We start from the raw sequence: 26,141 nt of genomic DNA, 5'->3' as shown, positions 1-26,141 counted from the left end.
GCTCGTCGGCGAGATCGGCGAGGGGCACTCCGCGCAGGAACAGCTCGCCCTCGCGTACCTCGCTCACGTTCGAGCGGACCGAGCGCATCGGCAGCACGCCGAGCGGGGAGCCGGGATGGTGACGGGTGCTGGCCAGCGCGTCGATCTCGGCGCGGTCGAACAGGCTCTCGCCGCCGCTGCGTCGCCGGGTGAGCAGTTGCCGGCTGACATAGGTGTAGAGCGTCGTGCGCTTCACCCCGAGGCGCTGAGCCGCCTCCCGCGTCGTGATCCACTCCGTCACGACCACACTCTCGCCCACGGAACGGCTCCGGCGCCATGTCGACTCGATCGACATCGCGCCACCCGGTCCTGCGGCGGCACGGTGAGCTCTCGACCCGTCCGAGGAGGAGGCGCCATGCTGCCGCTGAACGACCTGACCGACATCCGAGCGAGCTACCTGCTCCACGCCGCCGAGATGTCCACCTCGCCCTGCTATCTCGCCTGGGCGAGCAGCGTCGCCGACGACCCGGAGGTGCTCCGGGTGCTGAGCGACCTGCCGACGCTGAAGCAGCAGGCCAACCTCGTCTTCGCCGCGGCTCGGTGGCACGGCCTGGAGCCCGGGCCCTACGACGACCTGCGGGCGATGCTCCTCGGACCCGAGTGGCCGGCGGTACGCGCGACGATCCTCTCCCGGCGTACGCAGACCAACGAGGTCGCCCGGCTGACTGCGCTGATCCCGGCGCTCGGCATGCTCGGAAACGGTCCGGTCGCCCTCGTCGAGCTCGGCGCCAGCGCCGGGCTCTGCCTCTATCCCGACCGCTACGACTACCGCTGGGACGGCGCGGGCGAGCTCCGCGGCTCGGGCGGGCCGATGCTCCGGATCCCGTCGCTCGGGCCGGTCCCGGTCCCGGTCGCGCATCCGCGTATCACCGCCCGCGTCGGGATCGACCTCAACCCGCTCGACGTCACCGACGAGGAGGACATGAGCTGGCTGCTCACCCTGATCTGGCCGGGTCACGACGAGCGCCGCGACCGTCTGGCCGCGGCGATCGAGGTGACCCGGGCCGAGCCGCCCCGGCTCCTCGCCGGCGACATGCTCGACCGGCTGGACGACGCGCTGGAGATCGCCGCCGCCTCGGGCGGCACCCCGGTGGTCCATCACAGCGCAGCCGCGGCCTACCTGGACGAGCACGATCGAGCCGAGCTCGAGACCCGCATGCGTACGCTCGTGGCGGCCGGCCGCTGCCACTGGATCAGCCTGGAGGGTCCCCGGGTGATTCCGTCCCTCGCCGCCGGGGCGCCCAACCCACCCGACGCGGACCATCACTTCTGTCTCGCGGTCGACGGACGGGCGGTCGGCTGGTTCCGGGGCCACGGTGCGGCCCTCCGCTGGGACTCGAGACCCACCAGCGGGTAAGTACCGCAGTAAATAGTGGGTACTCCCGCATCCGCCGGTGGGTCGCCACGATGGATGCGTAGCGCTCGAGCAGCGGCGGGACCCAGCCGTGAGACCGTGAGGAAGACCACAGGTCTTGGACCGATACAAACGGCCAACCCTGGTGTCCACCTGCTGATCTGCCCTACCGTTACCGGCCGGTAACCAGCACGGTGGGGTTCCGGTCCGGTGCCGGTCATCCATCGGTCACACGCAGATCGGCTGACCGGGATCCCGCCATGCTGGAGACTGAAGACACTGCGCAGCTAGACCCAAGGAGTCGAGGATGCTCATCGGAGTGACCCGAGAGACGAAGCCCGGGGAGACCCGGGTCGCGGCCACCCCCGCGACCGTCAAACAGCTGACCGGTCTGGGCTATGACGTCGTCATCGAGGGTGGCGCCGGGGAGGCGTCCAGCTTCAAGGACGAGGCGTACGCCGAGGCCGGCGCCCGCATCGGCACGGCCGCCGACGCGTGGGGTGCCGACCTGGTCTTCCGGGTCAACGCCCCCTCCGTCGGCGAGGTCGAGCTGCTGAAGAGCGGCGCCACGCTGGTCGCCCCGCTCGCGCCGGCGCAGAGCGGTGAGCTGCTCGACGCCCTGGCCGCCCGCAAGGTCGACGCGTTCGCGATGGACGCGGTGCCGCGTATCTCGCGGGCGCAGTCCATGGACATCCTCTCCAGCCAGGCCAACATCGCCGGCTACCGCGCCGTCGTCGAGGCCGCCCACCACTTCGGCCGCTTCTTCACCGGCCAGGTGACCGCGGCGGGCAAGGTGCCGCCGGCGAAGGTTCTCGTGGCCGGTGCCGGTGTGGCCGGTCTGGCTGCCATCGGCGCCGCGAGCTCGCTGGGTGCGATCGTGCGCGCGACCGACCCCCGTCCGGAGGTCGCCGACCAGGTCAAGTCGCTCGGTGGCGAATACCTGAAGGTCGAGGTCGAGGTCGAGAAGTCGACCGACGGCTACGCCAAGGCAACCTCGGAGGCCTACGACCAGCGCGCCGCGGAGATCTACTCCGAGCAGGCCGAGGACGTCGACATCATCGTCACCACCGCGCTGATCCCGGGACGCCCGGCGCCCCGACTGATCACCGCCGCGGACGTGGCGTCCATGAAGCCCGGCTCGGTCATCGTCGACATGGCGGCTGCGATGGGCGGCAACGTCGAGGGCACGATCAAGGACGAGGTCGTCACCACGCCCAACGGCGTCACGATCATCGGCTACACCGACCTGCCCGCACGCCTTCCCGCGCAGTCCAGCCAGCTCTACGGCACCAACCTGGTGAACCTGATGAAGCTGGTCACGCCCGAGAAGGACGGCGTGCTCGCCCTCGATCTCGAGGACCAGGTCCAGCGCGGCCTGACCGTCGTGCACGACGGCGGCGTGCTCTGGCCGCCCCCGCCGGTCCAGGTCTCGGCGGCCCCCGCGACCGCCGCCCCGGCTGAGGTCGCGGTCAAGGAGGAGAAGAAGCCCCTCTCCGCCGGCGCGAAGCTCGCGCTCGTCGGCACCGGTGCGCTCGCGCTCTTCCTGCTCAACGCGGTCGCCCCGGCCGAGATCACCCGGCACTTCACCGTACTGACGCTCTCGGTGGTGATCGGGTTCTACGTGATCGGCCACGTACACCACGCGCTGCACACCCCGCTGATGTCGGTGACCAACGCGATCTCCGGGATCGTCGTGGTCGGCGCCCTGCTGCAGCTGACCGTCTCGGACAACGTGGTGCTGGTCCTGGCGGGTGTCGCCACCCTGCTGGCGAGCATCAACATCTTCGGTGGCTTCGCCGTGACCCGCCGCATGCTCTCGATGTTCCGGAAGGCCTGAGGTAACACGTCATGGATATCTTCTCGATCGCCGGCGCCGCCTACCTCGTCGCCGCCCTCCTCTTCATCCTGTCGCTGGCAGGTCTGTCCAAGCACGAGACCGCCTCGCAGGGCTGGCTCTACGGCGTCGCCGGCATGGCGCTGGCGCTCATCGCGACCGTCATCCAGGTCGTCGACGCCGGCACCACGACCGCGATCCTGGTTCTGGCCGGCGCCGTCGCCGTCGGCGCGGTCATCGGCCTGTGGCGCGCCAAGGTCGTCGAGATGACCGGCATGCCCGAGCTGATCGCGCTGCTCCACTCCTTCGTGGGTCTGGCCGCCGTCCTGATCGGCTGGAACGGCCACCTCGAGGCAGCCGCCGGCCACATCCACGGTGGCGCCATCCACTCCGCCGAGGTCTTCATCGGCGTCTTCATCGGTGCGGTGACGTTCACCGGCTCGATCGTCGCGTTCCTGAAGCTCTCGGCGCGGATGAAGTCGGCGCCGCTGATGCTGCCCGGCAAGAACGTGATCAACATCGGCGCGCTCGTCGTCTTCGTGATCCTGACCGTCGTCTACGTCATCAACCCGACGCTCCCGCTGCTGATCGCCGTCACGGTCGTCGCGCTGGCGCTCGGGTGGCACCTGGTCGCCTCCATCGGTGGCGGCGACATGCCGGTCGTGGTCTCCATGCTCAACAGCTACTCCGGGTGGGCCGCGGCCGCCTCGGGCTTCCTCCTGAGCAACGACCTGCTGATCGTCACCGGTGCCCTGGTCGGGTCGAGCGGTGCGTACCTCTCCTACATCATGTGCAAGGCGATGAACCGCTCGTTCATCTCGGTCATCGCCGGTGGGTTCGGCATCGAGGCCGGGCCGTCCGGTGACGTCGACTACGGCGAGCACCGCGAGATCAACGCCGAGGACACCGCCGAGCTCCTCGCCGGCGCCTCCTCCGTGGTCATCACCCCGGGCTACGGCATGGCCGTCGCCCAGGCGCAGTACCCGGTCGCCGAGCTCACCCGCATCCTGCGGGACAAGGGCGTGGACGTACGTTTCGGCATCCACCCGGTCGCCGGCCGCCTGCCGGGCCACATGAACGTCCTGCTGGCCGAGGCGAAGGTGCCCTACGACATCGTCCTGGAGATGGACGAGATCAACGACGACCTGGCCGAGACCGACGTCGTCCTGGTCATCGGTGCCAACGACACCGTCAACCCGGCCGCCGCCGAGGACCCGAGCAGCCCGATCGCCGGCATGCCGGTCCTGCGGGTCTGGGAGGCCAAGAACGTCGTCGTCTTCAAGCGGTCGATGGCCGCGGGCTATGCCGGTGTGCAGAACCCGCTCTTCTTCCGGGACAACTCGCAGATGCTCTTCGGCGACGCCAAGACCAAGGTCGACGAGATCGTCGGCGCCCTCGCGCGGGTGCCTGCCTGACCTGGACAAACATGGTCTGACCAGCGGAAACGTGACGCAAGTCTCGCCCTGGTGAATTCTGCCCGGCTCGGGCACGGCACACAGAATGAGTGTCGTGTCCGAGCCGTTCGCAGATTCCCTCGAGTCGATCCGCGTCCCCCACACCCTGCTGGAGGACGCGCTCGGCTACGTGACCAGCATCGTGGTGACCTCGCTGGGTCTCTACCTGATCCAGTCGGTCGGGTCGGTCACCGGCGGCACCGCCGGCCTGAGCCTGTTGGCCAGCTACTGGACCGGGCTGCCGTTCGAGGTGCTGTTCGTTCTGGTCAACCTGCCGTTCTTCGGCCTCGCGCTCTCCAAGAAGGGCACCTGGTTCACGGTCCGGTCGCTGGGCTGCGTCATCGCGGTCTCGGCGATGACGCGGGTCCATGCCGACCTGCTCCCGCTCGACGGCCTCGACACGATCTACGGCGTCGTCGCCGGCAACCTGCTCGTCGGCCTCGGGCTCCTGGTGATCTTCCGTCACGGCGCCTCGCTGGGCGGGTTCAACATCCTCGCCCTGGTGCTCCAGGAGCGGCTCAACCTGCGCGCCGGGTACGTCCAGATGGGCCTCGACCTCGGCGTCATCCTGCTCGCGCTCGTCGTCGTCTCGCCCGCGACCGTGCTGCTCTCCGCCCTCGGTGCGGTCGTCCTCAACATCATCCTGGCGTTCAACCACCGCCCCGGCCGCTACCTCGCCTGACCCACGCGCCGGGTGGCTGTCACAGGCTCAACTTGACGTATGCGCAGACAGGCTTGAGTAATTCCACGAGGCGTTCAGCGCTGTAGCTGATGATGGGCGACATAGCTGGTAGTTGCGTCACCCGTCGGCCGGTCCGGGCAACTCGAAGAGGCCCGGATCCTCGCGACGAGCGCCGGGCCGTGTCGCCGGGTCCACAGGTGCACTGATGCTTGTGATCCGAGCGTCGTAGAGCCAGGAAAGATTGCCCTCCTTCTCCAGGTTCCCTACGACGTGGACGATCTGGCCCTCATCATGAGCCAGCACCGCACGGTGGTAGTCGTTGCCCTGTAACTGCACGCGGACCTTATTAGCCGGATGGCCAGTGAGAGTTGTGATTCCGATGACGCCTGGTCCACTCTCTTCCGCGCGGGTGAGGAGATGGACAGTCCCTTCGGCTGGTGTCTCTGGATGCGGCTCGGGTCTCATCAATCTGACGGCCGCTTGTGCCAGAACGGGCGCCGCATCTGGACTGAACTCAAACGCCCATGTCTGTGCCGGTGTTTCGGGGGCATCCGGCTCCCACGAGACTCGAACGGCCGACTCGTCAGCGTTCGAGGCGATCGCTTGTAGCGCGCGCACAGCCTCGTAAGAAATGGGGTAGTCACCCTCCGTGAACGCTGCGAAGGACTCAGTCGCGCGAAAGTAGTCGAGCGCGTCCGTTGCGGCTTCGAGCGTGGAGAGGAGGGTTTGGGACACGTCGCGTCCGATGACGGAATCGGTCCCCGGGAACAGAGCCGCCTCTTCGACTGGGACGCCTCCGTGGATAGGAACGACTGTCGATGTCGGGACGTACGCTCGCACGACGTAGCTGCCAACCGCTGTCTGCCCCATCATGACCTCGCCGAGGAACCGCTTCGCGAACTGGCCGTAACGATTGCCAAAGTACTTCGCGGGCTCGCGAGCCGACTTGGCGCCGGAAGCAAGGAAGGCGCGCGCGGACTCCAAGAGACTCATTCCGTCGTCCCACCGGATCCAGCCGGGCGGTGCAGCGGTCTCCTTGGCGAAGGAAAATTCATCCGTAGGTGTTGTGAGGATCCGATTCACGACGTCGGTCCCGTCATCGTCGGTTCGGATCGCCTTGATCGCATCTATCGCTTCGACGAGCACCATCTGGTAGTCAGGGGCTTCGGGATTCAACGGTATGACCACGCTGTGCCCAAGTTGGCCGTTCTCGGCTTGGCGCGCGGCGAAACGTGCGTAGAGCCCGGATCGTCCGCCGGTCTGAACCCAATCGGAATCAGTCAGTAGCCGGATGACGCGCTGAGGCGTGACATCGCTCAGATCGAGACCCGTTTCGAACTCACTCATGGCTTCTGTCCCTGCTCGATCCGGTCAAGGATCGCTGTCACGGACGAAGCGTCGAAGACGTTGGACCGTGGGACCTCAACCACAGGCTGCTTCGGAACGTCTGGAGCAACCTGTCCTTCTAGGTTGATCCAGTAGCAGCAATGGCGCAAGGACAAGACGTCGTGAGAAGCCTCGGTCCACGCGCGCTGGTCGGCGCCGACGACCATCACAACGAGGATGTGCTTGATGGTGTCTCGTGGCATCGCAAGCGAGTTGAAGTCCTCGCGTGTTTTGAAACGGAACTTGATGTGGGTCTCGTGCGGTTGGGGGCGGATCGTCGTGGTGCTCTTGAGTTGTAGACGTACGGCAACCTCTTCGAATCCGACGTCCGGTTGTCTCGATAGTTCGACGTCGTACTTGTGCATGTCTCGTTTTCGAAACTCGGCGATTGCGCCCGCCGTGGCTGCAACTGAGGCGACGTACCCTTCCTGCAACTGCTCCATCGCATCGGTGTGGGTTCGCTTGACAACCTTGTATAGATCCGACAATGGCCCACCTCCCGACCCTTAGCAAGGTTAGGGGGCCAGGTGTTTTGTTCGCGGCCTTTTGCAAAGGATTCTTGGACGGGGTACGTCCGCGCGACGTAGGTCTGAGCCCTACCTTTGCGGCCTGAATCCAGATGCGGCGCGACGTCTTCGGCGGCGATGAGGGCTGACGGATCGAGTCTGGTGCGTCGCTCCGGTGGGCCGCCGTGCTCCGGCACGCGAGACATGAGCGAGGTCATGATCCGACAGTAGGCGTGAGCACCGACACTCCTCGCACAAGCGGGCGCTGCGCCGTCTGATGGTCTGGCGGATGGAAGTACACCAGAATTGTGCAGAATGGATGCATGACTGTCGCGAAGCGCGCGCCCCAGCCCGGCGCCGAGGACCTGACCGAGCACCTGCGTGACCGCTGGTCGGTGAGTGTCTTCGACCCGGCCCACGAGCTCGCCGAGGCCGAGATCAGGCTGCTGCTGGAGGCGGTTCGGTGGGCGCCGAGTGCGGGCAACAGCCAGCCGTGGTCCTTCCTGGTCCTGCCCCGCGGGTCGGCCGGGCACCAGACCTTCGTGCCCCACCTCTCCCGCGGCAACTCCGGCTGGGTGCCGCGAGCCTCGGCCGTCGTCGTCGCCATCGCCCAGGTCGGCGCGGACCCGGACGGCAACGGCCCGAAGTGGGCCGACTACTCCTACTACGACCTCGGTCAGGCTGCCGCACACCTCACGGTCCAGGCCGCCTCCCTGGGTCTCTCCTCGCATCAGTTCGCCGGGTTCGATCACGATGCCGTGGCAGCGGCCTTCGGCGTACCGGACTGGTGGAAGGTGATGACCGGCATCGCGGTGGGCCTCCACGGCGATCCCGCCGAGGTCGACCCGCGCGACGCCGAGCGCGAGCGGCGCGAGCGCGTCCGGCGTCCGCTCGAGGAGATCGCGTACGCCGACAAGTGGGGCACGCCCTGGGTGTGATGCCCGCGTGGCCGTCCGGGGAGCGGTCCAAAAAGGTCGTACCCGGCGGGGCATCGTTCTAAGGTTCCGGGGTGGAGAGCGGTCAGTTGGCAGGTCGGCTCCGGCGCGTGGCAGCGGGTCTGCTCGTGCTGGGGCTGCTGGGTGCTGGGCTGATGATGACCGCGCCGACAGCGGTCGCAGCGCCCGACGACGGCGTCGGCGAGTCCTCGCGCACCCGCTATGTGCTCGACGAGAAGGCCAGGACCGTCAAGGTGAAGGCCGAGGTCACGGTCACCAACCAACAGCCGAGCACCGCCACGACCTACTACTTCCTGACCGGTCACGCGATCCCGATCCCGGCGGGCGCGAAGAAGGTCAGGGCGACCAGCAACGGGGCGAACCTGCCGGTGAGCACCGAGAAGGTCAAGGGCACCGGTCTCGAGGTGGTGACGGTGTCCTTCCCGAACCTCTACTACGGCAAGTCGCGCACGATCACCTGGACCTACGAGCTGAAGGGTGCGCCGATCCGGGCGAAGAAGAACCACATCCGGATCGGTGACGGCTACGCCGTCTTCCCCGTGATCGGCCTCGGTGACGACGGGCAGGTGACCGTCGACGTGGTGCTGCCGAAGTCGATGACGTTCACCGCCTCCTCGGGCGACTTCACCAAGCAGACCAAGGGCACGACGACGACCTGGCACTCCGAAGGCGACTTCGTCGACGCCGGTGTCTCGGCCCGCGACCCGAAGGCCTTCGACGAGAAGAAGATCAAGATCGGCGACACGAAGCTGTCGCTGCAGAGCTTCCCGGAGGACAAGGAGTGGCTCGACTTCGTCGAGAAGCGCGTCACCGAAGGCATGCCGGTGCTGGAGGAGCTGACCGGCAACGAGTGGCCCGGGGGTCTGGAGACGATCCGTGAGGACGGCTCGGCGGAGGCGGTCGGCTACGCCTGGTTCGACTCCGACGCCGATGAGATCGTCGTCTCCGAGGACCTGGACACCGCGATCCTCTACCACGAGATGACCCACGCCTGGATCAATCCCGACATCGTCAACGGCCGCTGGCTGAGCGAGGGCCTGACCGAGGTCATCGCACAGCGTGCGACGAAGAACGTCGGCGCCAAGGGGCAGAAGTACGACAAGGTGAAGCGCCGCAGCCAGGCCGCGTTCCCTCTTCTGGCCTGGGACGCCGAGGGGTGGAGCCAGGAGAACGATGCGTACGGCTATCCGGCCGCCTACACCGCGGTCTCGGCCATGCTCGCGGACCTCTCCGACGAGCAGCTCACCCGGGTGATCGACGACGTCTACGACGGCCGCAGCGGCTACGACGCCGCCGCCGACGAGATCACCCGAGGCCGGGTCGACTGGCGCTTCTTCCTCGACATCGTGCAGAGGTACGACACCGACGCCTCTGCGGAGAAGCCGCTGAAGACCTGGGTGCTCACCCGCAACGAGGCCAAGCAGCTCGAGCCCAGGGCCGAGGCCCGCAAGACGTACGCCGAGATCGACCGTGTCAACGGCGAGTGGCTGCCGCCGCAGGGACTCCGCGAGGTCATGGCCGAGTGGACCTTCGAGGACGTGGACGACGTCGTGGGTCTGATCGGTGAGGCGAACGCCGATGCCGCCGCAGTCCAGGAGGCTGCCGAGAAGGCCGATCTGCCGGTGCCCGCAGCGGCCAGGGAGGCCTACGAGGGGGCCAACGAGGAAGCCCTCTACCGTGAGCTCTCCACGACGCTTCCCCGCACCGCCGAGGTGATCACCGAGGTCGGGGAGGCGACGGCCGACGTCGAGGGCATGCAGAACCCGCTCACCGAGCTCGGCGAGCTGGTGCTGTTGCTCGACGTGGGCGCGGCCAGCGCCCGGACCGACCTGAACAACGGCTATCTCGAGGACGCCTCGACCACCGCGGCCGGCGTCCGCGCCCGGGCCGACTGGGCGCTGGTCACCGGACTGGTCGCCCTGCTCGTGCTCGTGGCCGGGGCGTACGCGGTGTTCCGGGTGTTCTGGAACCCGAGGGCGCGGCGTCGGCGGGCGGAGCGCAGGGCCTTCCTCGCGCAGGCGAAGCAGACCCGGAGGGCCGGGGCTCCCTGGGAGCACCAGCCGCCGCCGCAGGCCCTACCGCCTCAGGGGTTCCCGCCGCAGGTCCCACCGCCGCACAGTCCACCGCCGCACAGTCCGCCGCCGCACAGTCCGCCGCCGCACAGTCCGCCGCAGGCGCCGCCGCCGTCAGTCGGTGGCGAGCTCTTCGGCGTACAGCGCGGCCCCCACGGCCCCGGCGGTGTTGAGCAGCTTCGCCGGGATGATCTCGGTGTCCAGTTCGAGCAGCGGCAGGAACTCCGCCGCTTCCTTCGACACCCCTCCGCCGACCAGGAATAGGTCGGGCGAGAAGAGCATCTCCAGGTGGCGGTAGTACTTCTGCAGCCGCTTGGCCCAGTGCTTCCAGGAGAGCTCCTCGCGCTTGCGGGCGACGTTGGAGGCGCGGGTCTCGGCGTCGTGGCCGTCGAGCTCGAGGTGGCCGAGCTCGGAGTTGGGCACGAGCACGCCGTCGTAGAGGAGCGCCGAGCCGATGCCGGTGCCGAGCGTGGTCATGATGACCAGCCCGCGCCGGCCCTTGGCAGCGCCGTAGCGGACCTCGGCCAGTCCGGCCGCGTCGGCGTCGTTGACCACGTGCACGTCGCGCCCGGTGGCCGCGGTGAAGATCGCGTCCGCGTCGGCGCCGATCCACGACTTGTCGATGTTGGCCGCCGAGTGGACCACCCCGTGGCGTACGACGCCGGGGACGGTCACGCCGACCTTCCCGTCGTAGTCCGGGAACTGCGCGAGCAGGTCCACGAAGATCTCGGCGATGGCGTCGGGAGTGGAGTGTTCGGGGGTCGGGATGCGTACGCGTTCCTCGGCGAACTCGCCGGTCGCGAGGTCGATCGGGGCACCCTTGATGCCCGTGCCGCCGAAGTCGATGCCGAAGGGCAGGCTCGTCGTCATGCGGCCATCCTATTTACAACCACCGACGTGACGTACGACACTTGACAGATCATCCTGAATTGTCAAGGGGGCCGACGATGGAGACCGCCAACAGCACAGTGCCGGACGGTTCGACCGAGCAGTGGCGCGACAAGAAGCGCTATCTGTGGCTGCTGGGCCTGGTCGTCCCGATTCTCGGGTTCATCGCGATCGGGGGCTGGCATCTCACCGACATCGGCGCGTTCCTGTGGACCGGACCGATCATCATCCTCATCGTGGTGCCGGCGATCGACCTGTTCGCGGGGCTCGACCAGTCCAATCCGCCCGACGACATGATCGAGGCGCTGGAGAACGACCGCTACTACCGCTGGATCGTCTACTCCTACCTCCCGCTGCAGTACGCCGTCTTCATCGGCGGCATGGCCATCGCCGCCCATGGCGCCCTCGACGGTCACACCTTGAGCATGGTCGACCGGGTCGGGCTCGCGATCTCGGTCGGCTGCGTCGGCGGCATCGGCATCAACACCGCCCACGAGCTCGGTCACAAGCGCGAGGACGTGGAGCGCTGGCTGTCCAAGATCGCGCTCGCGCAGAGCTTCTACGGCCACTTCTACATCGAGCACAACCGCGGCCACCACGTCCGCGTCGCGACCCCCGAGGACCCGGCCTCCTCGAAGGTCGGCGAGTCCTTCTACGCCTTCTGGCCGCGCACGGTCTCCGGCTCGCTGAAGAGCGCCTGGCGGCTGGAGAAGAAGAGGTACGCCCGCCGGGACCAGCATCCGTTCCGGATCGGCAACGACGTACTCAACGCCTGGCTGATGTCCGCGGTGCTCTGGGGTGCGCTGATCGTGTGGCTCGGGCCGGTGGTGATCCCGTTCCTGCTGATCCAGGCAGTGGTCGGGTTCTCGCTGCTCGAGGTGATCAACTACATGGAGCACTACGGGATGCTGCGGCAGAAGACCGGCCGGCGCTACGAGCGCGTCGACCCCAGCCACTCGTGGAACTCCAACAACATCGCGACCAACGTGCTGCTCTACCACCTGCAGCGCCACAGCGACCACCACGCCAATCCCGTACGCCGCTACCAGACCCTGCGCGACTACAAGGAGTCTCCGGTGCTGCCGACCGGCTACGCCGGGATGATCCTGCTCGCGATCCTGCCGCCGGTCTGGCGCCGGGTGATGGATCCACGGGTGCTCGCGCACTTCGACGGCGACATGTCGCGGGCCAACATCCTGCCGCGCAAGCGCGAGAAGATCCTGGCGAAGTATCCGCCGCCCGCCGCCGACCGGGCCGAGGCCGGTGACGACACCGTCGCCCAGGTCATCGCGGCCGAGGTGCTGGCCGCGCGCTGCCCCGGCTGCGGCTACACCTACCGCGTCGAGGAGGGCAACGAGTCCGAGGGTTTCGCCGCCGGGACCGCCTGGGCGGACGTCCCCGACGACTGGTGCTGTCCGGACTGCGGTGTCCGGGAGAAGGTCGACTTCGTTCCGCTGGCGTCGGACTCGGTCGAGTCCTAGGGGCCGGGCGCACTAGACTCTGGCCCCATGGCGGCCGGAGTACCTGAAACCACCCGTCAGCGGATCCTCGACGCTGCCGTCGAGATGACGACCGAGACCGGGTGGGCGAGCGTGACGATGTCGCGCATCGCCGAGCGCTGCGGCGTCAGCAGGCAGACCGTCTACAACGACATCGGCGCCAAACCGGCCCTGGCCAAGTCGCTGATCCTGCGTGAGCTGGAGCAGTTCCTCGCCGTCGTGAGCGCGGCCTTCGACGAGGAGGACGACTTCCTCGGGGCGATCCGGCAGGCGACGTACGGCGTGCTCGACCGTGCCCAGGACAACAAGCTGCTGCACGCGGTCGTCTCGGCCACCCACGGCGCCGACACCGAGCTGCTGCCCTACCTGACCAGTCACAGCGAGGGGCTGCTCGGCTACGCGATCGAGATCATCCACCAGCACATCGACAAGTTCGACCATGGGCTCAGCGACCATCAGGCCGATGTCGCCATCGAGATGGTCGTGCGGGTCGTGCTGAGCCACGTCATGCAGCCCACCAAGTCGCCCGACGAGACGGCCGACGACATCGCCTGGCTGGCTTCGCGGGTCCTCGGCTGAGTTGGGTCGTCACCAACCCTCGCCTAACCTTCCTGCGGGGAGGTGACTGGATGCGACAGGTCTCGTTGAGAGCGGCCGCGGCGATCGGGGCGGTCCTCGTGGTGACCCTGGCAGCCTGTGCGGGCGAGCCGGCGAAGCCGGCCACCCCGAGCGGCAGCGCGAGCGCGAGCGGGGCCACGAAGGACGAGAGCCCTGTCGCCGACCCCTCGCACGCCGTGGAGATGCCCGGCAAGCGTGAGGGCACGCTGCACTCCACCGACCTGCTGATCCTCTCCGAGGACACCCTCTCGTCCGGCGACGTCAAGAAGATCCGGTCTCTCGACGGTGTGTCCGGGGTCGAGCAGATCTCGATGGCCCAGGTCAGTGTCGAGGGACGGCTGGTGAAGGTGGTCGCGGTCGACCCGTCGACCTACCGCAACTTCGCCCCCTTCCAGAGCGCCGACTCCGACGAGGTCTGGCAGCGCGTCGCCGGTGGTGAGGTGGCGATCGACCCCGAGCGCCAGGACGAGCTCCCGGCCGACAAGGACGGGTTCGTCCAGCTGGGGTCGAAGAAGGACGCGACCAAGGTCCACGTCGGTGCGTACGCTCCCCAGCCCCCGGGCCTCGCCGCCGCCGTGGTCAACCACAAGTGGGGCGAGGAGATGGGCATGGAGAAGGGCAACGCGCTCATCGTCTCCACCGCCGCCATCGCCCCCAACCGGGTCGTCGCCCCGATCCAGAAGGTCGTCGGCTCGGACGCCTCGGTCCAGCGCCTCGACGTCGTCGCCCGCGCCGGCCTCGACCCCAACGCTCCCCAGAAGGCCTACGTCGTCGGCACCGTCGCCGAGGCCGTCGGCAACTACACCTACCGCGCCAACGGCGACGGCACCATCACCCCCGCCTCGAGCTGGGTGAGCTCCCACATCGTGACCGCCCAGGTGCCGATCCTCGGCTCGGTGACCTGCAACAAGGTGATGATCCCGCAGCTGCGTGCGGCACTGCAGGAGGTCGTCGACCGCGGCCTGGCCAAGAAGATCATCCCGTCGCAGTACGCCGGCTGCTACTACCCCCGCTTCATCGCCAACACCACCCAGCTCTCCAACCACGCGTTCGGCACCGCCGTCGACCTCAACACCGCCGGCAACCAGCGCGGCACCGTCGGCGAGATGGACCGCACCGTCGTCTCCATCTTCGAGCGCTGGGGCTTCACCTGGGGCGGCAACTGGAAGTGGACCGACCCGATGCACTTCGAGATGAACCGGATCGTCAAACCTGGCTAACCCCGGGGTAGTTGCCCACCCGCTTGGGACGCCGCATCTACGCTGGGGCCTGTGACGATTCTTGATGACGCCCGCCCGGGCATGGACGACAGCATCCGGCCGCAGGACGACCTGTTCGGGTTCGTCAACGGCACCTGGCTCCGAGAGGTCGAGATCCCGGCCGACCGGTCCAGCTGGGGGCCGTTCGTGATGCTCGCCGACCAGGCCGAGAAGGACGTGCGCGCGATCATCGAGGAGCTCGCGGCGTCCGGCGGCGAGCCGGGCAGCGACGCCCAGAAGATCGGCGACCTCTTCGCGAGCTTCATGGACGAGGCGGCGGTGGCGGAGCGCGGCGTACGGCCGCTGGATGGCCTGAGGGCTGCCGTCGACGGGCTCCGCGACGCGGACGACCTGGCAGCCTTCCTGGGCGAGGTCGAGCGGATCGGTGGCCACGGCCTGTTCGGGTCCTACGTCGACAACGACGACAAGCAGTCCGACCGCTACATCTTCAACCTGCTCCAGGGTGGCCTCGGGCTGCCCGACAAGGACTACTACTTCGACGAGAAGTTCGCCGAGGTGCTGGGGAAGTACGCCGGCTACCTCGAGCGGCTCTATGCGCTCGCCGAGCACCCCGACCCGCGTGCGGCCGCCGAGACGATCATCCGGATCGACACCCGCCTGGCCGAGGGTCACTGGGCGCGCGAGGAGACCCGTGACAAGCAGAAGACCTACAACCTGCTGACCCTCGCCGAGCTGCGCGAGCTGGCCCCCAACTTCAACTGGGACGCCTACATCCGCAACCTCTCCGGCTCGAAGCTGACCACCGAGGCGGTGCTCGGCGAGGTGGTCGTGCGGCAGCCGTCCTACTTCGCCCACCTCTCCACCGTGCTCGGCGAGGTCGACATCGACGACTGGAAGCTGTGGCTCTACTTCCACGTGCTGCGCTGGGCCGCGCCCTACCTGACCGACGACTTCGTCGAGACCAACTTCGACTTCTACGGGCGCACCCTCAACGGCACCCCTGAGCTCCGGGAGCGCTGGAAGCGCGGGGTGGCGATCGTGGAGGGCGCGATCGGCGAGGCGGTCGGCAAGGAGTACGCCGCGCGGCACTTCCCGCCCGAGGCGAAGGCCCAGATGGACGAGCTCGTCCACAACCTCCTGGAGGCCTACCGCAAGTCGATCTCCGAGCTCGACTGGATGGGCGAGGAGACCAAGGAGAAGGCCTACGAGAAGCTCGACAAGTTCACGCCGAAGATCGGCTACCCGAACAAGTGGCGCGACTACTCGGCGCTGCAGATCAGCAAGGACGACCTGATCGGCAACGTCTCCGCGGCGAGCATCTTCGAGACCGACCGGCAGCTCGGCAAGCTCGGCGGCCCGGTCGACCGTGACGAGTGGTTCATGCTGCCGCAGACGGTCAACGCCTACTACAACCCCGGCACCAACGAGATCTGCTTCCCGGCCGGCATCCTGCAGCGGCCCTTCTTCGACAAGGACGCGCACCCGGCGGAGAACTACGGCGGCATCGGCGCCGTGATCGGTCACGAGGTCGGCCACGGGTTCGACGACCAGGGCGCGCAGTTCGACGGCGACGGCAACATGCAGGACTGGTGGTCGCCGGAGGACAAGGCGGCCTTCGAGGTGAAGACCAAGGCGCTGATCGAGCAGTACTCCAAGCTCTCCCCGCGGGACCTGCCCGGCGAGTTCGTCAACGGTGCCCTCACCGTCGGCGAGAACATCGGCGACCTGGGCGGCCTGACGATCGCCCACACCGCCTACATGCTGGCGACCGGTGGCTCGGCGGAGATCGGCGACCGGCAGCGGCTCTTCCTCAACTGGGCCTACGTGTGGCGTACGGTGCGCCGCAAGGAGCAGGCGCAGCAGTACCTCACCATCGACCCGCACAGCCCGCCCGAGTTCCGCGCCAACATCGCGCGCAACCTCGACGAGTTCCACGAGGTCTTCGGCACCGCTCCGGGCGACGGTCTCTGGCTCGATCCGGAGGAGCGCGTTCGGATCTGGTGACCCGTGCGGGTAGGGGTATTGGTCAATATTCGATAACAACGTAAAGGAGTTACGCGGGAAGGCGGCTTCATAAATCCGCATTGCAGGAAATTGTTTCTCCGCGCTATCGATTCCGGTGCAAGGATTCCCCCAATCCTGGTCCCCACAATCGAGGAGAACCCCCACGATGCGTATCGTTCGAGTAGCGGGAGCGGCGACCGCTGTCGCTGTTGCAGGAACTGCCTTCATCGCCTCTTTCGGGAGTCCGGCCGGCGCCACCCCTGCCGGCTCCGCCTCCACCGTCACGCCGACGAGCGTCACGGCGACCGGCCTGGCTGCCCAGCAGGTCATCGACGACGAGTCGATCGCGGACAAGGCCATCAGGGCGCTGAGCAGCAAGCCGTCGACCTGGAAGGTCGGCGCGGGCCAGGAGCTCGAGCCGGTGGTGACCCTGAAGGACACCACCGGCGCCACCCACGTACGGATGAACCGCACCTACGAGGGGCTCGAGGTCGTCGGCGGCGATCTGGTCGCCCACCAGAACAGGTCCGGTGCGGTGACCTCGGTCTCCCAGGGGCTGGCGACGATGCTCGACCTCTCGGTGAAGCCGACCGTCACCTCGTCCGCGGCGACGCGGGCCGCGCTGACTCTGGACGCGGTCACCAAGACGATCACCGATCTTGCGGTCGAAAAGAAGTACGCCCCCGAGCTCGTCGTCGACGCGGTCGACGGCTCGCCGACGCTGGCCTGGCGGGTGACCACCAAGGGCAAGCAGGCCGACGGCACCCCCTCCCGCCTGGCGACCTATGTCGACGCGGGCACCGGCACCGTGGTGCGCCGGGTCGAGGGCATCCACACCATCGACGGTGAGGGCAACACCCTCTACTCCGGGACCGTCCCGCTCCAGGTGAAGCAGAACGGCTCGACGTACGAGCTGCGTGACGAGACCCGTGGCGGCACCTACACGACCGACATGAAGAACGCCGAGGACAGCCTGCTGTGCCAGCTTCTCGGGTTCGGGTGCGCGGCGGGCACCGTGGTCACGAGCCCCACGACCACCTTCGGCAACGGCTCCAACGCCGACCGGGCGACGGCGGCGGCGGACGCGCAGTACGGCACCAACGTCACCTGGGACTACTTCAAGAACGTCCACGCCCGCGACGGCATCTTCGGCGACGGCTCGGGCTCCTACAACCGGGTCCACTACGGCAAGAACTACGTCAACGCCTTCTGGGACGGCGAGAAGATGACGTACGGCGACGGCGACGGTGTCGGCTACGGACCGCTGGTGTCGCTCGACGTCGCCGGCCACGAGATGACGCACGGCGTCACCGAGAACACCTCCGGCCTGGAGTACTCCGGTGAGTCCGGCGGCCTCAACGAGTCGACCTCGGACATCTTCGGCACGGCGGTCGAGTTCTACGCGAACAACGCCGAGGACAAGGGCGACTACCTGATCGGCGAGTCCTTCATCCTCGACGGCGGCGACCCGCTGCGCCGGATGGACAACCCGTCCTCCGACGGCAACTCGGTCAACTGCTGGTCGTCCTCGACCGGCAACCTCGACGTCCACTACTCCAGCGGCGTCGGCAACCACTTCTTCTACCTGCTCTCCGAGGGGTCGGGTACGAAGACGATCGGTGGCGTCGAGCACTCGAGCACGACCTGCGACGGCTCGACGATCACCGGCATCGGTCGCGACAAGGCCGAGAAGATCTGGTTCCGTGCCAACTCGACCTACTTCACCTCGACCACCGACTACGCCGGGGCGCGCGACGCGACGGTGAAGGCGGCGTCCGACCTCTACGGCGCCTCCAGCGCCGAGGTCACGGCCGTCGAGGCGGCGTGGACCGCGGTGTCCGTGAGCTGACCTCCCAACAGAACCGGTCTCGACGGCGCCGTCCCATCCAAAGACGGCGTCGTCGACCGCTTTTGGTAACTAAAGTACGAATTCGGGCGTGTGGTTATGCCGGTGCGGCGATTGGACGCATACTGGAGACGCCGGGCCGGTTCTGCGGGTCCCCGTGGGGGAGGACCAACAGCGCCGGCTCGGCGTTATTTCCATCGCCCGGTGAATAACGGTTCGCGTGGACGGTTCGTCCCTGTCTACCCTGGAGACATGTACTCCGGTATCGCCTACATGCGCCTGCGCTCCGTCGCCTGACGGCGGCGCTGCGAGGCATACTCACGCCGCTGTCCGGCCATAGCCGGGTAGCTGCTTCTCGCTTCCCGGCTCCCGTACGCGAGCTGGAAGTTCATTTTCGTGTCTGTACAGACCCATCACACCTCTGCCCATCTGCGCGCCGAGGACATCTCGGTCACCCGGGGCGGTCGCCCCGTCCTGCGCGACGTCTCCCTGACCGTCTCCGCCGCCAACCGGTCCCGGCTGGCCGTCGTCGGTGAGAACGGCCGTGGCAAGACCACACTGCTCCATGTCCTGGCCGGACTGCTCGTCCCCGACTCGGGGCGGGTTCAGCGACACGGCAGTCTCGGGATCGCCCATCAAGCGCTGGACGTACGTCCTGGGGACACCGTCGGCACCCTCACCTCCGCCGCTCTGGCGGAGTCCTACGAAGCGCTCCGGATGCTCGATGTGGCTGCCGAGGCGCTCGCCGAGGACCCGACGGACTCCGCGGGGACGTACGCCGCCGCGCTGGAGCGCGCGACCGCGCTGGACGCCTGGGACGCCGAGCGCCGGGTGCAGATCGCGCTGGAGGCACTCGGCGCGTGCACCGATCACGGGCGGGAGCTGGTGACGCTGTCGGTCGGGCAGCGCTATCGGGTGCGGCTGGCCTGCCTGCTCGGGGCGCACCATGACCTGCTCGTGCTCGACGAGCCGACCAACCATCTCGACGCCTCGGGGCTGGCGTTCCTCACCGAGCGGATCCGGACCCATGCCGGCGGGGTCGTCCTCGTCTCCCACGACCGCCTGCTCCTCCGCGACGTCGGCGTCGAGTTCCTCGACCTGGATCCGAGCGAGGACGGCCGGGCCCGGACGTACGCCGGGGGATATCAGGGCTGGCAGGAGGGCCGGCGGCGCGAACGTGAGCGCTGGGAGCAGGACTTCGCGGCGCAGCAGGAGGAGCACCGACGGTTGCAGGACTCGGTGTCGGCGGCCCGGGACCGGCTGAGCACCGGCTGGCGCCCGCCCAAGGGGACCGGGAAGCATCAACGACAGACCCGCGCTCCCGGGTTGGTGCGCTCCTTCAACCGCGACCTCGCGGCACTCGAGGCGCACCGCATCTCGGTGCCGGAGCCGCCGGTGTCGCTGCGGTTTCCGTCGCTCCCGTCGGATGTCGGGGGCACGCTGCTGCGGGCTGATGACATCAAGGTGTTCGGTCGGCTGTCCGCGCCCGTCTCGCTTGCGCTCGACGCCGGCGAGCGGCTCCTCGTCACCGGCCCGAACGGGGCGGGCAAGTCGACCCTGCTGCAGGTGCTGGGCGGCGAGCTGGTGCCTTCGGCCGGGTCGCTGTGGGTCTCGCCGGGGGCGCGAGTGGCACTGGTCGGTCAGGAGGAACCGGACTGGACACCGGGGCTGACCGCGGCCGAGATCTATACGGAGCACTGCGGACGGCTGGTCGCCGCCGGGGTGGTGCCCGAGCGGGCGGTCGTCTCGCTCCGGTCGACGGGGCTGATGGACGCGGAGGCGCGGCGTACGCCTGCGGCGCGGTTGTCCCAGGGGCAGCAGCGACGGCTCGAGCTGGCGCTGCGGCTGGCCTCGCGCCCGCACCTGCTGATCCTGGACGAGCCGACGAACCACCTGTCGTCCGGGCTGGTGGACGAGCTCACGGTTGCACTGCGGGCCACGTCGGCAGCGGTCGTCGTGGCCACGCACGACCGGCAGATGCTGGCCGATCTCGCCGACTGGCCGACGTTGGCGCTGGGAAGGTAGTCGGTGGTCCCTGGTAGACCTGGGTGCATGACTGATCCCGCCAGTGACGTACGTGCTCGTGCCGAGGCGCATCTGCGTGCCCTGGTGGGCCGCGATGACGCCACGCTGCGTGAGGACCAGTGGTCGGCGATCTCGGCGCTCGCCGTCGAGCGTCGCCGGACGCTGGTCGTGCAGAAGACCGGGTGGGGGAAGTCGGCGGTCTACTTCGTGGCGACGCTGCTGCTCCGTGAGGCCGGTCTCGGGCCGACCGTGATCGTCTCGCCGCTGCTCGCGCTGATGCGCAACCAGATCGCGGCGGCGCAGCGGGCCGGGATCCGGGCGGTGACGATCAACTCGACCAACCCCGAGGACTGGGTCTCGATCGAGGAGGCCATCCACGCCGGCGAGGTGGACGTCCTGCTGGTCTCACCCGAGCGGCTCAACAACCCGAAGTTCCGCGACGCGGTGCTGCCGCGGCTGGCCGCCGAGTGCGGCTTGCTGGTGGTCGACGAGGCCCACTGCATCTCCGACTGGGGGCACGACTTCCGGCCCGACTACCGCCGGATCCGTACGCTGCTGGCCGACCTTCCGACCGGGATCCCGGTGCTCGCGACGACCGCCACCGCCAACTCCCGGGTGACCGAGGACGTCGCCGAGCAGATGGGTTCGGGGGTTCTCGTGCTCCGGGGGTCGCTGGACCGGGAGTCGCTGCGGCTCGGGGTGGTCTCGCTGAAGACCCCGGAGCAGCGGCTCGCCTGGCTCTCCGACCACCTCTCCGAGCAGCCCGGATCGGGCATCGTCTACTGCCTGACCGTGGCCGCGACCGAGGAGATCGCCGACTATCTGCGCTCGCGCGGTCACGACGTGGCCGCCTACTCGGGACGTACGGAGGCGGCCGAGCGGGCCGAGCTGGAGGAGTCGCTGGCGGCCGGGAAGGTCAAGGCGCTGGTCGCGACCTCGGCGCTCGGGATGGGCTTCGACGCGACCCTCGGGTTCGTCGTCAACATGGGCGCGCCCTCCTCCCCGGTCTCCTACTACCAGCAGGTCGGCCGCGCCGGCCGCGGCACCTCCGACGCCTCGGTCGTGCTCCTCCCCGGTGTCGAGGACCGCGACATCTGGGCCTACTTCGCCTCGCTCGCCTTTCCGCGCGAGGAGCAGGTGCGCCAGACCCTCGGGGTCCTGTCGGAGGCGGGACGGGCGCTGTCGACGCAGGCACTGGAGACCTACGTCGACCTGTCCCGCTCACGCCTCGAGCAGATGCTCAAGGTGCTCGACGTGGACGGCGCCGCGCGTCGGGTCGGTGGTGGCTGGGAGGCGACCGGTGTCCCGTGGGACTACGACGCCGAGCGCTATGCGCGGGTCGCGGAGGCTCGGCGCCGCGAGCAGGACGCGATGCTCGCCTACATCTCGACCGACCAGTGCCGGATGCGGTTCCTGCGCGAGCAGCTCGACGACCCCGGCGCCGTGGACTGCGGGCGGTGCGACAACTGTGGTGGCTTCGCGGTGACCTCGGCGGTCTCCGAGGGAGCGGTCCAGGAGGCGTCGGCCCGGCTGTCGCGGCCCGGGGTGGTCGTGGAGCCGAAGAAGATGTGGCCCACCGGTCTCGACCGGCTCGGCATCTCGCTCAAGGGCAAGATCAAAGAGGGTCCGCTCGAAGGGCGCGCGGTCGCGCGGCTGACCGATCTCGGCTACGGCCAGGCGTTGCGCGACCTCTTCCGCGAGCCCGCCCAGGACGGCCCGGTGCCGGTGCCGCTGGTGAAGGCGGTCGTCGAGGTCCTGGGCGACTGGAAGCCTCGCGTGGGCGGCATCGTCTACGTCGAGTCGGCGACCCGCCCGACCCTGACCCGGGACTTCGCCGACGGTCTCTCGCGCTACCTCCGCGTCCCCGTTCTCGGCTCCTGGGCCATCGTCGACCCCGATGTCGGACCCGGCCAAGGTGCCTCCAACTCCGCCCAGCGCGTCGCCGCCGTCGGCCGCCGCTTCTCGCTCCATGCCGAGGTTCCACCGGGTGTCGACGTACTGCTCGTCGACGATCGCGTCGCGACCGGCTGGACCATCACCCTCGCCGCCCGTGCTCTCCTCGACGCCGGCGCCGGCTCGGTGAGCCCGTTGGTGCTGGCGACGACGACGTAGGGCGCGCCGCCTCAGGTCGCCGGCCGGACGATCCCGTGGTCGTACGCGAAGACGATGGCGGCCGCGCGGTCGCGGAGGTCGAGCTTGGCGAAGATGCGGCCGATGTGGGACTTGACGGTGAGCTCGGAGATGACGAGCCGCTCGGCGATCTCGGAGTTGGTCCAGCCGGAGGCGAGGCCGCGGAGCACCTCGAGCTCGCGGTCGGTGAGTTCGGAGACCTCGACGGTGCTGCTCCCGGAGGGAGCGACCGCGGAGCGGTAGGTGGCCAGGACCCGGCCGGTGATGGCGGGGTCGAGCCAGGCGTCGCCGAGCGCGACGGAGCGTACGGCCATGACCAGCTCCTCGGCGGGCGAGTCCTTGAGGATGAAGCCGGCGGCCCCGGCGCGGAGGGCCCCGGAGACGAGCTCGTCCTCGTCGAACGTGGTCAGCACCAGAACCGGCGGAGCCTCCGGCAGCGCCCGTACCAGGCCGGTAGCGGTGATCCCGTCGACCTGCCGCATCCGCAGGTCCATGACGACGACGTCGGCCGGGTTGGCCTCGAGCGCCGCGACCACCTCCGACCCGTCCCCGCACTCGGCGACGATCTCCAGCCCGTCGCGCCGTCGCAGGATGCGCCGCAGGCCGCTGCGTACGAGTTCCTGGTCGTCGACCACGATCACCCGGATCGGCGCCGAGCCGCTGACCGGCGTCATGCCAGAGCCTTGCGTACGAGACAGTGCGGCGGGATCACCAGGTCAACCTTCCACATCGACTCCTCGGCTCCGGCCGACAGCCGGCCGCGAAGCTGTTCGGCGCGGGCGGCCATCCCGGCCAGCCCGGACCCCTCGCCGACCCCGCGCCGGGTCCCGACGATCGGGTTCTGCACGGAGAGACGTACGCCGTCGGCGACCGCCAACGAGACCGAGACGGGTGCGCCGGGGGCGTGCCGGATGGCGTTGGCGAGGGACTCCTGCAGGATCCGGTAGATGCCCAGGCCGACGCCGGCGTCGATGCGGGACAGGTCGCCGGAGGACGAGAACGTGATCGTCTGCCCCGCACTGCGGCCCTCCTCGACGAGCCGGACCACGTCCGCGGCCCCGGGCAGCGGCGCCGTCCCGGCGCCGGAGGTCGACAGCACCCCGATCGTACGGCGGATCTCGGCCATCGCCCGACGCCCGACGGCCTCTGCCTCGGTGAGCGCGGACACCGCTTCGTCCGGGTCGTCGCCCTCGGCGACGGAGCGTCGCGCCGCGGTCAGATGGAGCAGGGTGATCGAGAGCGAGTGCCCGACGAGATCGTGGATCTCGCGGGCGATCCGGGTGCGCTCGGCCTCCGTCGCGCGGGCGTGCTCCTGCGACCGGGCCTGCCGCTCGGCGCGCAGTGCCCGCATCTGGGCGAGCATGAGCAGCCCGAGGATCCAGCCGACGAAGAGCAGCAGGTAGTGGACCCCGATGCCGCTGGGTGTGTCCGTGGCGAAGACCCCCATCGTCACCGCCGAGGCGATCGCATAGAGGGTTCCGGTCCGGAAACCTTCGCGGATGACCATCTCGAGAGTGAGCGGCACCAGCACCGCGGGCGCGAAGTCGTGCTGCGGCCAGAACGCGGAGGCGGGCTGCGACATCAGCCAGGCCGACCCGGCCAGGGTCGGCACGAGGTCGACGACCCACATGTGGGTCTTGAGCCACTCGCCGCTGGTCGGGATGAAGAAGATGCTCAGCGACGGGACGACGATGACCAGGCCCGCGACGACCATGTCGCCGGCGACGTCGCGCTGGAGCACCGCCACCGTGACCATCGCGACGAGACCGAACGCCGACAGCAGCGGGGCCCACCAGGGGATGTCGAGATTCTTGCTACGGCAGCGCCGTTCCAGGAAGTCACGCACGTCGCGAGCGGAGTCCTGGACACTCATGCCGTTCAGTCTAGAAACGCGTGAGTCGTGTCGCATCCGACCGTGGCAGGCGGCCGCTCTCCTACCACGGTAGGAACACAGGTACCTGCCAGCGTGCGATGTGCCCGGGGTCCTCTGGTCAATAGCGTCGAACCATCATCTCAACGACGACGAAGACGGTGAGGACGATGACCTGGAGCCAGACCCATGAGCGCTACCGGCTGCTGAACGAGACGGAGGCGGAGCTGCGCGCCGGCCTCGCGCGCGAGCTGCCGTGGTCGCCGGCCCATGCGGAGGCGTTCGGCACCCCGGAGCGCTTGGCGCAAGCCCTGCGCCACCGGTGGCGGATCCGGTTCCAGGCGCAGCTCGACCCGGCGCTGTCGCAGGAGGACTACGAGGCGACCTTCGCCGACCTGCTGGCCGACCTGGCCCCGCTGATGGGCCGGATCGGCATCCACGAGTTCAGCGAGGAGCTCGCCGATGCCTCGGCGTGATCTGCCACCGATCGAGCGAGGGAGGTCGTACGCCCGCTGGGCCCTCTCCCAGGGCATCAACCGAGCGGTGCTGAGCCTCGCGTCGAGGCGCGGCGACCCGCTCGCCGAGCTGATGTGGTCGCGAGAGATGCCGGACTACGGGCGTCTGCGAGCGCGGGGCCCGATCCACGTCAACCCGTTCATGGCCGGCACCGTGTCGTACGCCGCCGCCAACGAGATCCTGCGCAGCAGCGACTTCGGCGTCGGCGACGGCCAGGGCGAGCTCCCGGTGCCGCTGCGGTGGCTGCTCGGCAAGGTGAGCGCGCCCGACGCGCTGGGCCCGGTCGACCCGCCGTCGATGCTTGCGGTCGACCCGCCGCTGCACACCCGCTACCGCAAGCACGTCTCGAAGGCGTTCACCGCTCGCCGGATCAGCTCGATGGCCGAGATGGTCACCGCTGTCGCCGGCGACCTGCTCGACGAGATCGACCCGCGCGAGGGGCGGGTCGACATCATCGAGGAGTACGCGGCGAAGCTCCCGATCGCCGTCATCGCCGAGCTGCTCGGGGTGCCCGCTGCGGATCGCGCCGACATCCTGCGGTGGGGCGACCAGGCCGCCGCGATCCTCGATCCGGGCTTGTCGTGGCGGGACTATTCGCAGGTCGAGACCGCGATGCGCTCGCTCCATCACTGGTTCGAGGACCACGTACGCCGCCTCCGCGCCGACCCCGCCGACGACCTCCTCAGCGCCCTGGTGATCGCCGGCGACCTCGACGACATCGAGCTCCACGCCCTCGGGTTGTTGTTGCTGGCAGCCGGGTTCGAGACCACCGTCAACCTGATCGGCAATGCCGTCGCTGCCCTCGACGCCCACCCTGAGCAGCGTTCCCTTCTGCTCTCGGACCCGTCCATCGTCGACGGTGTCGTCGAAGAGACTCTGCGCTGGGACCCGCCGGTCATGGCCACCGTCCGCGAGGCCTACGCGGATACGCGCGTCGGGGGCACGGACGTCGCCAAAGGCACCGCCGTCGCCGTGGTCATCGGCGGAGCCAACCGCGACCCCTCGGTGTTCGAGGAGCCCGACACGTACGACATCGCCCGGGCCAACGCCGACCAGCACCTCTCCTTCTCCGCCGGCGCCCACTTCTGCCTCGGCGCCAGCCTCGCCCGCCTCGAAGCCCGCGTAGGCCTCCGCATGCTCTTCGAGCGCTTCCCCACCCTCCGCGTCGACGGCGAAGCCACACGCCGCCCCACCCGCATCCTCCGCGGCTACGCATCCCTGCCCGTCGCCCTGTGAGCCGTG

19 protein-coding genes and 1 pseudogene are annotated in these 26,141 nt (G+C 68.9%); 14 read left to right on the top strand and 6 right to left on the bottom strand.

Annotated features, from left to right (window positions below):
* Positions 1–136: 136 nt before the first annotated feature.
* Positions 137–334 (bottom strand): annotated as a pseudogene (locus OG984_RS29545) (helix-turn-helix domain-containing protein); the annotation flags it as partial.
* A 60-nt stretch (positions 335–394) separates the two neighbouring features.
* Here OG984_RS29545 and OG984_RS20205 point away from each other — a divergent pair.
* The 4 genes from OG984_RS20205 to OG984_RS20190 all read left to right on the top strand — a co-directional run bounded on the left by OG984_RS20205 (position 395) and on the right by OG984_RS20190 (position 5,363).
* Positions 395–1,396 (top strand): DUF2332 domain-containing protein, encoded by a 1,002-nt coding sequence (locus OG984_RS20205; RefSeq protein WP_328527985.1) that lies wholly within the window; start codon positions 395–397, stop codon positions 1,394–1,396.
* A 304-nt stretch (positions 1,397–1,700) separates the two neighbouring features.
* Complete coding sequence (locus OG984_RS20200; protein ID WP_328527984.1) at positions 1,701–3,230, top strand: Re/Si-specific NAD(P)(+) transhydrogenase subunit alpha; 1,530 nt, start codon at positions 1,701–1,703, stop codon at positions 3,228–3,230.
* Positions 3,231–3,241: 11 nt separating this feature from the next.
* The gene (gene pntB, locus OG984_RS20195; RefSeq protein WP_328527983.1) at positions 3,242–4,642 is read left to right on the top strand and encodes a Re/Si-specific NAD(P)(+) transhydrogenase subunit beta; all 1,401 of its coding nucleotides are present in this window, start codon (positions 3,242–3,244) and stop codon (positions 4,640–4,642) included.
* Between the two features lie 85 nt (positions 4,643–4,727).
* Positions 4,728–5,363 (top strand): YitT family protein, encoded by a 636-nt coding sequence (locus OG984_RS20190; RefSeq protein ID WP_328527982.1) that lies wholly within the window; start codon positions 4,728–4,730, stop codon positions 5,361–5,363.
* 117 nt (positions 5,364–5,480) lie between these two features.
* Here OG984_RS20190 and OG984_RS20185 read toward each other — a convergent pair whose 3' ends face one another.
* Both OG984_RS20185 and OG984_RS20180 read right to left on the bottom strand, forming a co-directional pair.
* A complete protein-coding gene (locus OG984_RS20185; RefSeq protein WP_328527981.1) occupies positions 5,481–6,710 on the bottom strand; it encodes a hypothetical protein in 1,230 nt (409 codons plus the stop codon).
* Positions 6,707–7,192, bottom strand: a complete 486-nt coding sequence (locus tag OG984_RS20180; protein WP_328527980.1) for a DUF4365 domain-containing protein — start codon at positions 7,190–7,192, stop codon at positions 6,707–6,709. Before OG984_RS20180 ends, OG984_RS20185 begins: the two co-directional genes overlap by 4 nt.
* 386 nt (positions 7,193–7,578) lie before the next feature.
* Here OG984_RS20180 and OG984_RS20175 point away from each other — a divergent pair, with 386 nt between their 5' ends.
* Positions 7,579–8,193: a nitroreductase family protein gene (locus OG984_RS20175; protein WP_328527979.1), complete on the top strand. Its 615-nt coding sequence runs from the start codon at positions 7,579–7,581 to the stop codon at positions 8,191–8,193.
* Between the two features lie 2,204 nt (positions 8,194–10,397).
* Here OG984_RS20175 and ppgK read toward each other — a convergent pair.
* The gene (gene ppgK, locus OG984_RS20170; RefSeq protein WP_328527978.1) at positions 10,398–11,153 is read right to left on the bottom strand and encodes a polyphosphate--glucose phosphotransferase; all 756 of its coding nucleotides are present in this window, start codon (positions 11,151–11,153) and stop codon (positions 10,398–10,400) included.
* A gap of 77 nt (positions 11,154–11,230) precedes the next feature.
* Here ppgK and OG984_RS20165 point away from each other — a divergent pair, with 77 nt between their 5' ends.
* The 7 genes from OG984_RS20165 (at position 11,231) to OG984_RS20130 (ending at position 22,495) form a co-directional block, all read left to right on the top strand.
* Positions 11,231–12,652 (top strand): fatty acid desaturase, encoded by a 1,422-nt coding sequence (locus tag OG984_RS20165; protein WP_442940909.1) that lies wholly within the window; start codon positions 11,231–11,233, stop codon positions 12,650–12,652.
* 27 nt (positions 12,653–12,679) lie between these two features.
* Positions 12,680–13,249 (top strand): TetR family transcriptional regulator, encoded by a 570-nt coding sequence (locus OG984_RS20155; RefSeq protein WP_008355812.1) that lies wholly within the window; start codon positions 12,680–12,682, stop codon positions 13,247–13,249.
* A 50-nt stretch (positions 13,250–13,299) separates the two neighbouring features.
* Complete coding sequence (locus OG984_RS20150) at positions 13,300–14,508, top strand: M15 family metallopeptidase (protein ID WP_328527977.1); 1,209 nt, start codon at positions 13,300–13,302, stop codon at positions 14,506–14,508.
* Positions 14,509–14,559: 51 nt separating this feature from the next.
* Complete coding sequence (locus tag OG984_RS20145) at positions 14,560–16,512, top strand: M13 family metallopeptidase (protein ID WP_328527976.1); 1,953 nt, start codon at positions 14,560–14,562, stop codon at positions 16,510–16,512.
* Between the two features lie 166 nt (positions 16,513–16,678).
* Positions 16,679–18,361 (top strand): M4 family metallopeptidase, encoded by a 1,683-nt coding sequence (locus OG984_RS20140; RefSeq protein WP_328527975.1) that lies wholly within the window; start codon positions 16,679–16,681, stop codon positions 18,359–18,361.
* 393 nt (positions 18,362–18,754) lie between these two features.
* Entirely contained in the window at positions 18,755–20,383 is a 1,629-nt protein-coding gene (locus OG984_RS20135; RefSeq protein ID WP_328527974.1) for an ABC-F family ATP-binding cassette domain-containing protein, read from the top strand.
* A 27-nt stretch (positions 20,384–20,410) separates the two neighbouring features.
* A complete protein-coding gene (locus OG984_RS20130; protein ID WP_328527973.1) occupies positions 20,411–22,495 on the top strand; it encodes a RecQ family ATP-dependent DNA helicase in 2,085 nt (694 codons plus the stop codon).
* An 11-nt stretch (positions 22,496–22,506) separates the two neighbouring features.
* Here the strand turns inward: OG984_RS20130 and OG984_RS20125 are convergent, their stop codons facing one another.
* Positions 22,507–23,187 carry a response regulator transcription factor gene (locus tag OG984_RS20125; RefSeq protein ID WP_328527972.1) on the bottom strand — a complete coding sequence of 227 codons (681 nt, stop codon included), beginning with the start codon at positions 23,185–23,187 and terminating at the stop codon, positions 22,507–22,509.
* On the bottom strand, positions 23,184–24,386 hold the full coding sequence (locus tag OG984_RS20120) for a sensor histidine kinase (RefSeq protein WP_328527971.1): 1,203 nt from the start codon (positions 24,384–24,386) through the stop codon (positions 23,184–23,186). The genes OG984_RS20125 and OG984_RS20120 overlap by 4 nt, the downstream gene beginning before the upstream one ends.
* Positions 24,387–24,553: 167 nt before the next feature.
* On the opposite strand from OG984_RS20120, the gene OG984_RS20115 reads away from it, so the two are divergent.
* Positions 24,554–24,859, top strand: a complete 306-nt coding sequence (locus OG984_RS20115; RefSeq protein ID WP_328527970.1) for a hypothetical protein — start codon at positions 24,554–24,556, stop codon at positions 24,857–24,859.
* On the top strand, positions 24,846–26,135 hold the full coding sequence (locus OG984_RS20110) for a cytochrome P450 (protein WP_328527969.1): 1,290 nt from the start codon (positions 24,846–24,848) through the stop codon (positions 26,133–26,135). The genes OG984_RS20115 and OG984_RS20110 overlap by 14 nt, the downstream gene beginning before the upstream one ends.
* Positions 26,136–26,141 lie beyond the last annotated feature (6 nt).

This window comes from Nocardioides sp. NBC_00368, from assembly GCF_036090055.1.
In the GTDB taxonomy this organism is placed as follows: Bacteria; Actinomycetota; Actinomycetes; order Propionibacteriales; family Nocardioidaceae; genus Nocardioides.
This window is presented reverse-complemented; position numbering and strand designations above follow the sequence as displayed.

Coding starts and splice junctions, on each gene's coding strand:
- OG984_RS20205 (WP_328527985.1), top strand. CDS start 395: ATGCTGCCGCTGAACGACCTGACCGACATCCGAGCGAGCTACCTGCTC.
- OG984_RS20200 (WP_328527984.1), top strand. CDS start 1,701: ATGCTCATCGGAGTGACCCGAGAGACGAAGCCCGGGGAGACCCGGGTC.
- pntB (WP_328527983.1), top strand. CDS start 3,242: ATGGATATCTTCTCGATCGCCGGCGCCGCCTACCTCGTCGCCGCCCTC.
- OG984_RS20190 (WP_328527982.1), top strand. CDS start 4,728: ATGAGTGTCGTGTCCGAGCCGTTCGCAGATTCCCTCGAGTCGATCCGC.
- OG984_RS20185 (WP_328527981.1), bottom strand. CDS start 6,710: ATGAGTGAGTTCGAAACGGGTCTCGATCTGAGCGATGTCACGCCTCAG.
- OG984_RS20180 (WP_328527980.1), bottom strand. CDS start 7,192: ATGGAGCAGTTGCAGGAAGGGTACGTCGCCTCAGTTGCAGCCACGGCG.
- OG984_RS20175 (WP_328527979.1), top strand. CDS start 7,579: ATGACTGTCGCGAAGCGCGCGCCCCAGCCCGGCGCCGAGGACCTGACC.
- ppgK (WP_328527978.1), bottom strand. CDS start 11,153: ATGACGACGAGCCTGCCCTTCGGCATCGACTTCGGCGGCACGGGCATC.
- OG984_RS20165 (WP_442940909.1), top strand. CDS start 11,231: ATGGAGACCGCCAACAGCACAGTGCCGGACGGTTCGACCGAGCAGTGG.
- OG984_RS20155 (WP_008355812.1), top strand. CDS start 12,680: ATGGCGGCCGGAGTACCTGAAACCACCCGTCAGCGGATCCTCGACGCT.
- OG984_RS20150 (WP_328527977.1), top strand. CDS start 13,300: ATGCGACAGGTCTCGTTGAGAGCGGCCGCGGCGATCGGGGCGGTCCTC.
- OG984_RS20140 (WP_328527975.1), top strand. CDS start 16,679: ATGCGTATCGTTCGAGTAGCGGGAGCGGCGACCGCTGTCGCTGTTGCA.
- OG984_RS20130 (WP_328527973.1), top strand. CDS start 20,411: ATGACTGATCCCGCCAGTGACGTACGTGCTCGTGCCGAGGCGCATCTG.
- OG984_RS20125 (WP_328527972.1), bottom strand. CDS start 23,187: ATGACGCCGGTCAGCGGCTCGGCGCCGATCCGGGTGATCGTGGTCGAC.
- OG984_RS20120 (WP_328527971.1), bottom strand. CDS start 24,386: ATGAGTGTCCAGGACTCCGCTCGCGACGTGCGTGACTTCCTGGAACGG.
- OG984_RS20115 (WP_328527970.1), top strand. CDS start 24,554: ATGACCTGGAGCCAGACCCATGAGCGCTACCGGCTGCTGAACGAGACG.
- OG984_RS20110 (WP_328527969.1), top strand. CDS start 24,846: ATGCCTCGGCGTGATCTGCCACCGATCGAGCGAGGGAGGTCGTACGCC.